The 14,335-nt window shown below is 44.1% G+C and carries 13 protein-coding genes and 1 riboswitch; of the genes, 4 read left to right on the top strand and 9 right to left on the bottom strand.

Annotation, left to right across the window (positions count from 1 at the left end):
- Positions 1-38: 38 nt before the first annotated feature.
- Complete coding sequence (gene glsA, locus B143_RS0106055; protein ID WP_018122592.1) at positions 39-962, bottom strand: glutaminase A; 924 nt, start codon at positions 960-962, stop codon at positions 39-41.
- Positions 962-2,431: a glutamine/gamma-aminobutyrate antiporter GadC gene (gene gadC, locus B143_RS09740; protein ID WP_018122591.1), complete on the bottom strand. Its 1,470-nt coding sequence runs from the start codon at positions 2,429-2,431 to the stop codon at positions 962-964. Before gadC ends, glsA begins: the two co-directional genes overlap by 1 nt.
- Positions 2,432-2,632: 201 nt before the next feature.
- On the opposite strand from gadC, the gene B143_RS0106045 reads away from it, so the two are divergent.
- The 3 genes from B143_RS0106045 (at position 2,633) to glnA (ending at position 5,170) form a co-directional block, all read left to right on the top strand.
- Positions 2,633-3,316, top strand: a complete 684-nt coding sequence (locus tag B143_RS0106045) for an AzlC family ABC transporter permease (protein ID WP_018122590.1) — start codon at positions 2,633-2,635, stop codon at positions 3,314-3,316.
- Positions 3,317-3,655 carry an AzlD domain-containing protein gene (locus B143_RS0106040; protein WP_018122589.1) on the top strand — a complete coding sequence of 113 codons (339 nt, stop codon included), beginning with the start codon at positions 3,317-3,319 and terminating at the stop codon, positions 3,653-3,655.
- Positions 3,656-3,757: 102 nt separating this feature from the next.
- A complete protein-coding gene (gene glnA, locus B143_RS0106035; RefSeq protein ID WP_018122588.1) occupies positions 3,758-5,170 on the top strand; it encodes a type I glutamate--ammonia ligase in 1,413 nt (470 codons plus the stop codon).
- Positions 5,171-5,224: 54 nt separating this feature from the next.
- Here the strand turns inward: glnA and queE are convergent, their stop codons facing one another.
- From queE to B143_RS0106010, 5 genes are all read right to left on the bottom strand, one after another.
- On the bottom strand, positions 5,225-5,932 hold the full coding sequence (queE, locus tag B143_RS0106030) for a 7-carboxy-7-deazaguanine synthase QueE (protein WP_018122587.1): 708 nt from the start codon (positions 5,930-5,932) through the stop codon (positions 5,225-5,227).
- Positions 5,929-6,354, bottom strand: coding sequence for a 6-carboxytetrahydropterin synthase QueD (gene queD / locus B143_RS0106025; RefSeq protein WP_018122586.1), 426 nt, complete (start codon positions 6,352-6,354; stop codon positions 5,929-5,931). The genes queE and queD overlap by 4 nt, the downstream gene beginning before the upstream one ends.
- Positions 6,354-7,016, bottom strand: coding sequence for a 7-cyano-7-deazaguanine synthase QueC (gene queC / locus B143_RS0106020; protein ID WP_018122585.1), 663 nt, complete (start codon positions 7,014-7,016; stop codon positions 6,354-6,356). Before queC ends, queD begins: the two co-directional genes overlap by 1 nt.
- A gap of 4 nt (positions 7,017-7,020) precedes the next feature.
- Positions 7,021-7,065: riboswitch (PreQ1 riboswitch) on the bottom strand.
- A gap of 84 nt (positions 7,066-7,149) precedes the next feature.
- Positions 7,150-8,409, bottom strand: a complete 1,260-nt coding sequence (gene gltS, locus B143_RS0106015) for a sodium/glutamate symporter (RefSeq protein ID WP_018122584.1) — start codon at positions 8,407-8,409, stop codon at positions 7,150-7,152.
- Positions 8,410-8,495: 86 nt separating this feature from the next.
- Positions 8,496-10,715, bottom strand: a complete 2,220-nt coding sequence (locus tag B143_RS0106010; RefSeq protein ID WP_018122583.1) for an NADP-dependent isocitrate dehydrogenase — start codon at positions 10,713-10,715, stop codon at positions 8,496-8,498.
- Positions 10,716-10,858: 143 nt separating this feature from the next.
- Here B143_RS0106010 and B143_RS0106005 point away from each other — a divergent pair, with 143 nt between their 5' ends.
- Positions 10,859-11,407, top strand: coding sequence for a hemerythrin domain-containing protein (locus B143_RS0106005; RefSeq protein WP_018122582.1), 549 nt, complete (start codon positions 10,859-10,861; stop codon positions 11,405-11,407).
- 21 nt (positions 11,408-11,428) lie between these two features.
- Here the strand turns inward: B143_RS0106005 and gatB are convergent, their stop codons facing one another.
- Positions 11,429-12,871 (bottom strand): Asp-tRNA(Asn)/Glu-tRNA(Gln) amidotransferase subunit GatB, encoded by a 1,443-nt coding sequence (gatB, locus tag B143_RS0106000; RefSeq protein WP_282705078.1) that lies wholly within the window; start codon positions 12,869-12,871, stop codon positions 11,429-11,431.
- A gap of 14 nt (positions 12,872-12,885) precedes the next feature.
- A complete protein-coding gene (gene gatA / locus B143_RS0105995; protein WP_008315771.1) occupies positions 12,886-14,331 on the bottom strand; it encodes an Asp-tRNA(Asn)/Glu-tRNA(Gln) amidotransferase subunit GatA in 1,446 nt (481 codons plus the stop codon).
- Positions 14,332-14,335 lie beyond the last annotated feature (4 nt).

The following is a 14,335-nucleotide window of genomic DNA, read 5'->3' as shown; positions in this document are numbered from 1 at the left end:
AAAAAGGCTGCCTCAGCAGCCTTTTTATCCTTGTCATGTCATGCTTTAAATAGATTAAAATTCAAAGCATTGGCAACCTGTGCAATCATCTTTTGTCCACGAACACTGTTGCCCATCTCATCTAATTGTGGTGAAAATGCAGCAATCGCCATCACACCCGGCACAACGCTGACAATGCCGCCGCCAACGCCACTTTTCGAAGGCAAACCCACACTATAAGCCCATTCACCAGAACTGTCATACATGCCTTCCATCATCATTTCTGCCAAAATATAAGGCGTGTGCTCAGGATTTAAAACCTGCTCACCTGTGATGGGATTTTGCCCTCCATTGGCCAAAGTTGCGCCCATCGTTGCAAGCTCAACAACATTTAACAATGTGGAACATTGGCGTGTATAAACATCACAAGCCTCCATCGGATCACTGTAAAGATAGCCCGCTGAATACAACAACCACGCAATCCCTTTATTATGAGCATTGGTGCTTTGCTCGGATGTATTAAGCTCATCGGATAAAGCAATTTGGTGCGAACCCATTTTTTGTTGCATGGTTAAAATGGCTTGCCAGCGTGCTTCGCGATCTGCCGCCGTTAATAAACTCACTGTAGACATTGCACCTGCATTCACTAAAGGCGAGAGAGGCTTTCCACCATGCAGCTCTAACGCTAAGACAGAATTAAAAGGCATGCCTGTTGGACTCGCACCAATCTTATCTTTGACCACCTCAGGACCTTTTTGTGCCATCGCTAATGCCAGCGTACACACTTTAGAAATGGATTCTATGGCAAAGCGATATTCATCATCGCCTAATTGCCAAGTATTGCCCTTCACGTCCACAACGGCAAGTGCACAAAGCTCACTGGGAATATTGTTTAAAAATGGGATGTAATCTGCATTATGACCACCTTCTGCGCCATGAAATTGCTCAAAAGCATTTTCTAAAATATTTTGTAAGTGATCCATTATAACTGCCCTCCTTTTTCCCAAGTAAAGGGCTCAAAATCAGAATTGGGATCTTTCCATTCAGGTTTACGACAAGCATAAATGATGAGCGGAATGGAGACAAAGATGACAACCAATATAATCAAATATAAGAAGTAGGCTGTAGGGCTGCCAATAGCAATTTGAGAGGGTGGAATGAAGCTTAAACTAAAAGCTGTCAATGCCCCCACTAATCCCAATCCTGCCCAAAAATACATGCCTGGCACTTTATACGGGCGCTTAATTGTTGGTTGGCTATGACGCAAATACATCGCCCCGGCAAACATTAAGATGTACATCACTAAATAAAGCAATACCGTCAATTGGGACAAAATCTGGAAGGCTGCTTGTACAGAAGGCATGATCACAAAAGTGATGGCTAGAATTGTGACAATCACGCCTTGCGTTAAAATCAAATTCACCCCCATGCCGTGACGATTGGTTTTTTGGAACCAACGAGGCAAGTAACCTGCTTTGGCAATGGCGAGCATCCCTGTATTTGGTCCTGCAATCCATGTCACAACGCCACCTAATACGCCAATTGCCAACATAATCGCAACTACTGAGCCTAACCACTGTGCATTGATCCAAGCAAACAATAAGTCATACGCCATTAATAAACTTTGCGTTAAGTTGATGTCTTTACTTGGGATGATAAAAGCAATGCCAAGCGTGCTGAGTAAGAAAATCGCCACTGTGCCCAATGAGGCAATCGCAATGGCAATGGGATATTTTTTCGTGGGATTATCCAGCTCATTAATGTGCACCGCATTCATCTCCATCCCTGCGTATGCTAAGAAAATACTCGCTGCAAGTACAACATTACTGAAATGCGAAAAATCAGGGATCAAAGCACCCCATGACATTTCAATCAAAGGCTGATGACCACTGAAAAAAAAGTAAGAGAAACCTAAAATCGTAATGATGATGGCAGGCACGATCGTGCCAATGATGCCGCACCATTTTGAAACACGTGCAAAGATGCCAACGCCATTGAGAGCAATTAATACGGATCCCCAATACACCGCAAGCACAAAGAACATGATGTAGAATTTATTCGCCGCAATTGACTCTGCAACACCCACCTGTGGATCAATAAATGCCACCGATACAGCACCAAATGTGAGCACCGTTGGAAAATAAGGAATCACTTCAATCCACACCATCGCCATGGCTAAAAAACCAATCCGTGGTCCAAAGGCTTCACTCACCCAACGAAATACGCCCCCACGCTGAGGATATGTTGTCGCTAATTCTGCTGCCACCAACGAAACAGGCACTAAAAAGACAATCGCCGCAAAGGCAAAATAGAAAATTGAACTCAAACCATACATTGCTTCAGAGGGTAAAAATCTGAGACTCACTACAGCCGTAATGTTCATCACAGCCAGTGTTAAAATACCCATTTTACCTGTAGATGCGCCAGGCGTTACTTGATGATCTTTAACCATTTTTGCCAACCTCGCTGATAGAATGTGAATAATTATTTTATATAATTTTTATATTAACATATTATTTAAAAATTAATACCTATATATAAATCTCCCGTTAAGCGTTTACTAATGCGCTATACAACCCGAAAAATCTCTTATAGAATCATGCGCATCAATTGAACATAACTATAAACTTAACCACTGATAAACGAGGATATTATGGAACGCTCCACATGGAAAGAGGCACTGAAAGTCTCAACGCCTGTTGCAATGGGTTACATTCCTGCGGCCATGGCTTTTGGCGTATTATCAAGCGCCGCGGACATTCCCGCATGGATCTCAATTTTCATCAGCATCACTGTCTTTTCAGGTGCGGCTCAATATGCCGCAATTCAGCCCGTTGCCATGGGCGCATCGGTGTTAGATTTAGCCATCAACACATTTGCCATTAACCTTCGCCACATTTTTTATGCGCTGCCTTTAATGGATGCATTGCCTGAATCAAAACTCAAGCGCACCTATTGCCTCTTTTGCCTCACCGATGAAGCATTTTCATTGATGACAACCTTGCCAAAGGAAAAACAAAAATCCCTCTTTTTGAAAATTGCCACCTGCGTGCACAGTTATTGGATCACGGGAACCATTTTAGGCGTCATTGCCGGTCATAAACTTGGGCAATGGATTCCGAATTTGGAATTTGCCCTCACCTGCCTATTTGTCATTTTGTGGTACGAGCAATGGAAGCAGAAAAAAGTCCTTTATCCTATGTTGATTGCATTGCCTGCCTTTTTGATCGCTTATGTGCTCTTTCCAAAAGCATTATTGATCATCGCGCTTGTGATCACCATTGCAGGCATTTTGCTCCATTATGTCATGCAACAAAAACAGAAAGTGGAGGCTTAAATGTTACCGATTCCATTGTTACTGATTGGCATTTTAGTGATGGGCGCGATCACCCTCATTCAGCGCGCCTTTCCAATCTTAGTGCCCCAGCGATTATTAAGGCAACGCTGGCTTGTGGCATTAAACTTTGCCTTGCCGATGGCGGTGATGACCATTTTAATCCTCAGCAGTTTAGATGCCTTTAGTCCAAATCCTGATCTTTTTAAAATTTTCTCAGAAGCCCTCGCCTTAGTCTTAGTTTTGCTATCATATATCCGCTTTGGCAATGTGTTCATTAGCCTTGCGGTGGGCATTGGTGCTTTAAATGGATTTTTAGCCCTCTTTGCGATGATGCAATGATGCCCATTTGAAAAGTTGCGAAAAGGCTGAAGAAATATTTGGCGGACCCTTCGCAATTTGATTACAATTAATTCTTTCTGCGCTCTTAAAAGGATGCTTATCATGTCTGAGTTTACTGCTTCTTCCATATTATCCTTCATTCAAGATGAAGAGGTGAAATACGTTGATTTACGCTTTACGGATATCAAAGGGTTAGAACATCATTTAACCGTGCCGGCACGCCAGATCAATGAAGATTTCTTTGAAGAAGGCAAAATGTTCGATGGATCAAGCTTCAAGGGTTGGAAAGGCGTTGAAGATTCTGACATGATTTTGATGCCAGATCCTAAAACTGCACGCCTTGATCCTTTTTATAATCACAAAACATTGATGATCCATTGTGACATCGTGGAACCTTCCACATTGCAGCATTACCCAAGAGATCCACGCTCCATTGCAAAATTGGCGCAAAATTACTTGGTGTCCACAGGCATTGCGGATGATGCATTTTTAGGGCCAGAAAACGAATTCTTCATTTTTGACAATGTGTCCTACAGCACAGAAATGGGCAATGTGGGTTACACAGTTGATGCTGAAGAAGCTTCATGGAACTCAGATTTAATGGAAAATAACCTTGCCCACAGAAATGGCGTCCAAGGTGGTTATTCTCCGATTGCCCCGATTGATCGCTTACATGAATTGCGTGCAGAAATGTGCGAAATGATCGAAGCCCTAGGCATTGAAACAGAAGTACATCATCACGAAGTGGCAAGCGCAGGCCAATCTGAAATTGGTGTCAAATTCAATACCTTGGTGGCCAAAGCCGATGAAACGCAATTGCTCAAATATGCCATCAAAAATACGGCGCACCAATATGGTAAAACCGCCACATTCATGCCAAAACCTTTGCACAATACCAGTGGCTCTGGCATGCATGTCCACATCTCTTTGATGAAAGATGGTAAAAACCTCTTTACCGGTGAAAACTACGCGGGATTGTCAGACACTGCCCTTTACTTCATTGGCGGCGTGATTAAGCATGCTCATGCGCTCAATGCCTTCACCAACCCATCAACGAACAGCTATAAGCGTTTAGTGCCTCATTTTGAAGCACCTGTGATGTTGGCTTATTCAGCAAAAAACCGCTCTGCTTCCATCCGCATTCCATACATCAATAACCCGAAAGCACGCCGCATTGAAGTGCGCTTCCCGGATTCCACTGCCAACCCTTACTTAGCATTTGCAGCGTTATTGATGGCGGGTTTAGATGGCATTCAAAACAAAATTCACCCAGGTGAAGCGATGGATAAAGATTTGTATGATTTGCCAAAAGAGCAATTGCAAGACATCCCACAAGTGTGCTTTAGCTTAGAAGAAGCCATCAAAGCCTTAGATGCAGATCGTGCTTTCTTAAAACAAGGCAATGTTTTCAGTGATGATTTCATTGATGCGTACATTGCGCTCAAAACAAAAGAGTACGAATATGTGAACCGCATTCCACATCCTGCGGAATTTGAGTTGTACTATTCACTCTAAGAAATCTTCCAACAAAAAAGGCGCGCCATGCGCCTTTTTTATTTGCTGTACAAACTAAACGCCGCGGCGATTGCCCCAAAGCAGCGCATGCATTTGCGGCAGCACGCGCACATTTTTAAGCACAGTCGAACGCATCACTTCATCCACAAGCACCGCATAGCGCTTGAGTAAATGGAGCGATGTATTTGCTTCATCTGCCTCCAATGTTTGATCATTGCCCGCTTGGACAAACATCGGGACATGCAGATAACGCTGATGGATCATCTCTGCATAGAGTAAATCCATGCGATCAAACACCACCACTTTCAGGGACACATTGCGCCCTTCAAGCTCCGCAATCATCTGATCGAGCACTTTAAAATCTGTATTCATGCCACTTGACGGTGGCTTTGGGGAAATCGTCACTTCATCAATAAACTTAAGCCCCTCATTCCAATGGGAACCTTGCGTCTCAATCGCCGTTTGATAACCTGCATCATTCAATGCCAGTACCAATTGATCAAGCCCTTTATACAAAGCAGGATTGCCACCGCTGATGGTGACGTGATCCACTTGATCCTCATGCAATTGATTGACAGCCTCAATGATCATGGGAATTGTCATCACATCCGGTTTCATAGAACCATCCCACGTGAATTTAGAATCACACCATACGCATTGATAATCACATGCCGCTAGGCGAATGAAGCAAGTTTTGCGCCCAATGACCATCCCTTCACCCTGCACTGTTGGGCCAAAGATTTCCAAGACGGGAAAATTCATGCAAAATCCTCCGCACGTGGCAAATAACGCACATAAGTGGTGGGCGTTTCTCGCACCAAAATCTGAACGCAGCGCGGCTGATTGTCTAACTGATTCAAATGATCCTGAATGCGGCGCCAAATGCACTCTGCCACAATTTCTGTAGACGGCGGCGCGCTGTTAAAATCCGCATGATCATTCAATAACGTATGATCATATTCACCATGCACCAAATGTTTGAGGGTTTGAAAATTCACCAAAAATCCGCATTCATCCAATTGATCACCCGCAATGGTGACATTGGCAAAATAGGTGTGGCCATGCACGCGCTGACACACACCCGCAGATTCATTGGGAATGAAATGGGCAGCGGCAAAGTGCATGTCTTTATTGAGCTCATAACGAAAGGCATGCGTCACGGTCGGGTAAAATTGCTGTAGCATTATGCCTCCCCTTTTGCTTTTTCGGCCAAATAAGTCTCTAATCCATTTTGACGCAAAACACAGGCCGGACATTTTCCGCAGCCCGCTGCCGGAATGCCTTCATAGCATGTGAGCGTATGATCTCTGACAAATTCAAACGCCCCTAATTCATCTGATAAAGCCCAAACAGCTGCTTTATCGCGCCACATTAATGGCGTATGAATTTCAAAGGGCGCTTCCATGGCTAAATCTAACGTAACATTGAGTGATTTAACAAACTGATCCCGACAATCCGGATAACCACTGAAATCAGTTTCACTGACGCCCACCACAATGTGTTTGGCATCCTTTTGATAAGCCACCATCGCTGCAATGGAGAAAAATAGATGATTACGACCAGGCACGAATGTTGAAGGCAATTCACCTTCTGCCATTTCAATGGCAACATCTGGCGATGTTAAAGCATTTTTGGTGAGTTTTTGAAACAGATCCAACTCAATGGATAACCATTCGACTCCAAGCGTGTTTGCAATCGCTTTTGCATGCTGAACTTCGTTGCTGTGTCTTTGTCCGTAATCGAAAGTCAAGGCAATGACTTCTTTGAATTGTTTTTGTGCCCAAAATAGACAGGTTGTACTGTCCTGACCGCCACTGAAGACGACGATCGCACGATCTTTATTCACAATGATCTCCTTAGTTTTTTATAGAGGGTTGCGCTAGAACCTCTGCTCATTAGCGTTTGCATAGTATAGCAATCTCCATAAAAAAAGCCATTGAAGTTCCCCTCAATGGCTCAAAGTCAATGAATTGACACAGTTATGGTGTTGGTACCGCCGTCAACATACTGGTGAACATTGGCAATTTCAAGAAACCTTGAATCACAATCACGTTCACAAGATCGATGAAGAATGCGCCCACCATTGGTACCACGATGAAGGCAACCGGTGCAGGACCATATTTTTCTGTCACCACTTGCATGTTTGCAATCGCAGTTGGCGTTGCCCCCATACCAAAGCCACAGTGACCGGCAGACAATACTGCCGCAGTATAGTCACGACCCATTAAGCGGTAAGTGATGAAAATCGCATACATGGCCATCACCACCGTTTGTACAGTGAGGATCACCAACATTGGCACCGCTAATGTTGCCAAATCCCACAATTTCAAGCTCATCAATGCCATGGCTAAGAAGAGGGATAAACAGACGTTACCTGCGATGGACACCGCGCGTTCAAAGATTTGATAGCTTGGCACAAAGTTCACAACGTTGCTGATGATCACACCCACGAACAATACGCACACAAATGTTGGCAATTCGACAGCGGTGCCTTTTAAGTAGCCAGCAATTGCAGTCCCGACGCTCAAACAGATGGCCAGCATTGCGATGGTTTCTAACATGGAAGAGGCTGTGATTGCACGGCGAATCGTTGGACGATCAAATGCTGTTAAGCTGTCTGCACTGGCCGTTGGGTCAATTTCCACTTGATCCGGTTTACGATTAATGAGGAAACGGGCAATTGGCCCACCGATCAATCCACCTAACACCAAACCAAAGGTTGCACAAGCCATCGCAATTTCAGTGGCGGAGGTAAAGCCATATTTTTCAGCAAAGGTTGCACCCCAAGCAGCGCCCGTACCATGACCACCTGATAAAGTGATGGAGCCTGCCAATAAGCCTAATAATGGATTTTGATCCAATGCTGTTGCTAAACCCACACCCACAGCATTTTGGATGATCAATAAACCCACCACGCCAATTAAGAAGATCGCGATCATTTTGCCGCCCGCCATCAATTGCTTGATGTTTGCGTTCAAACCGATGCTCGCAAAGAACATGAGCATTAAAGGATCTTTCAAACTTTGGTCAAAGTTGATCTGAATGCCCTGAAAACTTCTCAAAGCAAACAACGCCAGTGCGGCTAACAAACCACCTACAACAGGCGATGGAAGGGTTAAACGATTGAAGATCGCTAAACGCTTCGTTAAAAAACTCCCCAATAACAACACTAAACTTGCACAAAGCAAGGTGTTATAAATATCCACTGGGATTTCTGTTATAGTTTTCGCAGCTTCCAAAATGTACCTCCAATAAATAAAAAGCCACTACGCCATTTTCATAGCATAGTGGCGGCGGCAGACATTCTACCTTAAATTTTTATAAATTATAAGCTTGTAACATATTGATTTAAGGTAATACTTGGGCGCATCAAGGAATTCAATGCTTTATCTGTTGGCAAGTAATAACCTTCAATCTCTTGATTTGGCGTTTGTGCATCGATCAATTCTTTCACAATTTTTGCTTCATTTGTAGCTAAATTGTTGTAGAACTCTGTGAATACTGCTTTCAATTCAGGATCTTCATCTTGGTTCGCCAATGCTTTAGCCCAATATAAAGTCAAGTAGAAATGAGAGCCACGCGTGTCTAATTGACCAGGGCGTGATTGTGGGGATTTATTTTCCACTAAGTATTCAGCATTTGCAGCTTCTAAGGCTTTTGCGATCACAGCAGCACGTTGATTGTCATTCGTGCGCGCTAAATGATGCAAAGATTCTGCCAACGCCATGAATTCACCGAGTGAATCCCAACGTAAGTGACCTTTGGCCAAATAATCTTCCACCAATTTAGGGGCAGAACCGCCCGCGCCTGTTTCAAATAAACCGCCGCCTTGCATTAAAGGTACGATCGATAACATCTTCGCAGATGTGCCCAACTCTAAAATTGGGAATAAATCTGTTAAATAGTCGCGCAATACGTTACCCGTCACAGAGATCACATCTTTACCCGCACGGATCAATTCCAACGTTCTTTTCGTGGCTTTTTCAGGGGATAAAATCGTGATGTCTAAACCGTTAGTATCGTGATCTTTCAAATATGTTTCCACTTTTTTGATGAGTTCACGATCATGGGCACGATTTTCATCCAACCAGAAGATTGCAGGCATGCCAGATAAACGCGCACGCGTCACGGCTAATTTCACCCAATCTTGGATCGGTGCATCTTTCACTTGGCACATGCGGAAAATATCACCGGCTTCAACCGATTGGCTCATCAAAACATCGCCCGCTTGATTGATCACTTTCACAGTGCCATTGTCAGCCATTTCAAATGTTTTATCGTGCGAACCATATTCTTGTGCTTTTTGCGCCATCAAGCCCACGTTTGGCACAGTGCCCATTGTGGTTGGATCTAATGCACCGTTCTCTTTACAATCATCCACCGTCACTTTGTAAATGGATGCATAGCAACGATCAGGAATCATCGCAATGGTATCAGCTTGCTGACCATTTTTATCCCACATTTTACCGCCTGAACGGATCATCGCTGGCATGGAAGCATCGACGATCACATCGGATGGCACATGGAAGTTTGTGATGCCAAGATCAGAGTTCACCATCGCTAAATCAGCCGATGCATCAATGATCGCTTGGATGTCCGCTTTGATTTGAGCTTCTTTGGCGTGACCTGCGATTTTTTGTGTCAAATCACCTAAACCGTTGCGTGCTGTGATGCCAAGCGCTTTGAATTCTTCGGCATATTTTGCAAATAATTCTTCAAAATACACTTCGATCAATGCACCAAAAATGATGGGATCAGACACTTTCATCATCGTGGCTTTTAAGTGGGCAGACAACAATACACCTTCTGCTTTCGCACGCGCAATGGCATCTTTCGCAAAAGCTTTGAGTTTGTTCACATTCATCACAGATGAATCGATGATTTCACCCGCTTGAAGCGGTGAAAAATCTTTAAGCACTTTGGTTTCACCCGCAGTATTTTCAAATACGATGCTGTATTCAGTTGCGGCATCAATCGTCACAGCTTTTTCTGAGCCATAGAAGTCGCCTTCTGTCATGCTCACTACATCTGTTTTAGAATCTTTCACCCATTGACCCATGGAATGTGGGTTTTTGCGTGCATATGCCTTCACAGCTTCTGGCGCACGGCGATCTGAGTTACCTTCACGCAATACAGGATTCACGGCTGAACCTAAAACTTTTGCATACGCTTTTTTAATCGCCGCTTCTTCATCATTGGCAGGGGCTTCAGGATAATCAGGCACATTGTAGCCTTTAGCTTGAAGCTCTTTGATCGCACGCTTTAATTGTGGAATGGATGCTGAGATGTTCGGCAATTTCACAATGTTGGCTTCAGGGGATTTGGTTAAATCACCAAGCATCGCCAATGCATCATCAATGCGTTGCTCTTCTGTCAAACGCTCTGGGAACAATGCAATGATGCGACCGGCTAAAGAGATGTCCGTCAATTGCACATCAACATCTGCGTGTTTTACGATGGCTTGAACAATTGGTAAAAATGAGTATGTGGCCAAAAGTGGCGATTCGTCTGTCTTAGTATAAAAAATGGTGTTGCGATTGGTCATTTCTATCCTCCGTTATATGATGACGCACCTTAAAAAAATAGTTACACGTTAATATTTATTTACTTTACAATACATTTGTCTTTACAATATACGTTTAATGATTCAATTGCCCGCTTGATATTTAAAATGATCCTAAAATAGCCATGTTCAAACAATTCATCACCAAAACCATTCCGCATGAGAAGCTTTCACCTGCGATGCTCACTGATCGTGCTTTTTCAGCAGATCAAACATCGACAAAACATCTTCCCATTTTTGATGATTATAACCCAGATCTGATCGAAAATTTGACTAAAGAGCACAAAGAGATCCTCAAAACCTGTTTTATCATCGAACACTTAGCCTCTGAGCAAGAATGGGAAAAAACTCAAGCGGCCATGCAGTCCCTCTCGCATCTTTTAAATCGACATGTGGATAAAGAAAATCATATTTTGTTTCAATCACTTGAAGATGCTTTAGAGGATGACAGCCAAGAAATTGAGATGGTGCAATACATTCGCCGTGACCTCAATCAATTGAGCGGTAACCTCAGAAATTTCATTCATCAATATTGCAACATGCCACATGATGCCATCAATGGTTCACAGTTTTGTAAAGAATTCGCATTGATGCTGCGCTACGTTGAACGGCGCATTGAACTTGAAGAGAGTGCCCTTTACCCTTTGTACGAAATCCTCTATAAAAAAACCTAGTCAATGACTAGGTTTGATTGTTTACTGTAATTTTTCTGCCATCAATGCATTGATCGCGGCAGGATCGGCCTTGCCCTTACTGAGCTTCATCACCTGCCCCACAAAGAAGCCAAGGAGTTTGGTTTGTCCACCCTTGTATTGCGCCACTTGTTTCGGGTTTTTCTCGATCACTTCATTGACCCAGCCTTCGATTGCGCCTGTATCAGTCACTTGTTTTAAGCCTTCAGTTTCAATGACTTCATCGGCGGTTTTTGATGATTGCAGCATCAACTCAAACACTTTTTTCGCAATTGAGTTAGAGATGGTTTTATCGGCAATGCGCGTCAATAATCCAGCTAAACGATCGGCGGAAATCACAAAGGCATCAATGCTCACACCTTGTTGATTCAAGGTTGCCGACACTTCACCTAATAACCAGTTCGCCGTCATTTTTGGATCCGTGCCATTGGCCACCATTTGACCAAAGTAATCACACATCGCGCGCGATTGCGTCAAAACAGATGCATCATATTCAGATAAACCATAATCACTGATCAAGCGTGCTTGTAACATTTCTGGCAATTCCGGCAATGTTTCGCGCACTTTTTCGATCATCTCTTCGGTGACCACAATCGGCAACAAGTTCGGATCAGGGAAATAGCGATAATCGTTCGCCTCTTCTTTCGTACGCATGGAGCGCGTTTCATTTTTATCCGGATCATACAAACGCGTCTCTTGCACCACTTCACCGCCCGCTTCGATGATCTCAATTTGGCGTGCCACTTCATGATTGATGGCATCTTCAATGAAACGGAAAGAGTTGATGTTTTTGATCTCTGCGCGCGTACCAAAAGGCGTGCCCGGTTTATGAACAGAAACGTTGGCATCACAACGGAAAGAGCCTTCTTGCATGTTGCCATCGCAAATGCCAAGCCAAGTCACCAATTGATGCAATTGACGCAGATACTGAATCGCCTCTTTTGCAGAGTTGATGTCAGGCTCCGTCACGATCTCAAGTAAAGGCGTGCCGGCACGGTTTAAGTCAATGCCCGTCATGCCGTACACTTCATCATGCAAGGATTTACCGGCATCACACTCCATATGCGCGCGGTTGATGCGAATTTTTTTCTCGCTGCCATCATCCGCCGTCACCATCAAGTGACCATTTTGTACAATCGGCAACGCCAATTGGCTGATTTGATAGCCCGTCGGTAAGTCAGGGTAAAAATAGTTTTTACGCTCAAACACTGTTTTCGGTGCAATCTGTGCATTGATCGCTAAGCCCAATAAAATGGCTTTGTCCAACACGGCGCGGTTAAACACAGGCAATGTGCCCGGCATCGCTAAATCATAGAGGCTTNCTTGCGTATTAGGCTCAGCACCATATTGAATGCTTGAACCGGAAAACAACTTCGTTTGCGTTGTAAGCTGTGTATGTACTTCTAATCCAATGACAACTTCCCAAGTCATGGTCAATTCCTTTATTCTGCGTGGCTCAATTAATCCAAAGTTGGCAATTTAGTGTGCCAATCCGTCTCTTTTTGATAAGCATGTGCCACATTTAAGATTTTTCCTTCGTCAAATGCACGGCCAATGATCTGTAAACCCACAGGCAATCCCTCAACAAATCCTGCAGGAATCGACATGGCAGGTAAACCGGCTAAGTTTGCGCCCACCGTAAAGATGTCACTCAAATACTCATTGGTGCCGCCTTTGCTGTCTTGTCTAAAAGGTAGATCAGGTGAGGTTGGCCCCATGATCACATCCACTTGACTCAACACAGAGTTGTAATCATTTGCCACAAGACGGCGCACTTTTTGTGCTTTGACATAATAAGCATCATACGCACTGGCACTTAAGGCATATGTTCCCATAAAGATGCGTTTTTTCACCTCTTCGCCAAAACCTTCGGCGCGACTACGCATGTATAAATCTTGTAGATCTTGTGGATTTTCACAACGGTGGCCATAACGCACACCATCAAAACACGCTAAGTTACTCGAGGCTTCTGCCGGCGCAATCGTATAATACACAGGCACCACCACATCGGTATTTGGCAATGTGACTTCAACTAACGTTGCGCCCATCGCTTCATACTGTTTTAATGCATTTTCAATCACGGCGGCAATTTTAGGGTCTAAATCTTTAGATAAAAACTCTTTAGGAATCCCGATGCGTAAACCTTCAATGGATTGATTGAGTAGATCTGAATATTTTGGCACAGCCACATGATGGGAGGTGGAATCTTTCGCATCGTGCCCCGCCATCGCTTCAAACATATAGGCACAATCTTCTGCTGTTTTTGCAATCACGCCCGCTTGGTCAAATGAACACGCAAAGGGAATCATGCCCCAGCGCGAAATGCGGCCATAGGTGGCTTTAATGCCTGTTAAGTTACAAAAGCTCGCTGGCTGACGGGTTGAGCCGCCGGTATCTGACGCCGTTGCCGCTAAAGCAAACCCTGCACTCACTGCCGCAGCTGAACCGCCTGAAGAGCCGCCTGCCACATGATCACGATTCCATGGATTATGCACAGTGCCAAAGTGACTGGTGCGGTTACTGCCGCCCATGGCAAATTCATCCATGTTCACTTTACCAAGCACCATGACGCCCGCTTGATCTAACTTTTCAACCACAGTGGCATCATATGGGGACACAAAGTTCTCCAACATTTTAGAGGCTGCCGTTGTTTTAATGCCTTTGGTGCAAAAGAGATCTTTATGGGCAATCGGAATGCCCGTCAGCATCTTTTGCTCACCTTTAGCGATCGCTTCATCGGCCTTTTGCGCTTGGGCTAAGGCATGATCATACGTTTTAGTGATGAAGCTGTTGATCTTTTGATCATGGGTTTCAATCTCTGTTTTGAAGTGCTCTAACACCTCAACGCTTGACACCTCTTTAGTATCTAGCGCTTCGCGTAATGCTTTAATGCTATAGTTTTTCATAATG

The organism is Wohlfahrtiimonas chitiniclastica DSM 18708 (assembly GCF_000375345.1).
GTDB lineage: Bacteria > Pseudomonadota > Gammaproteobacteria > Cardiobacteriales > Wohlfahrtiimonadaceae > Wohlfahrtiimonas > Wohlfahrtiimonas chitiniclastica.
This window is presented reverse-complemented; position numbering and strand designations above follow the sequence as displayed.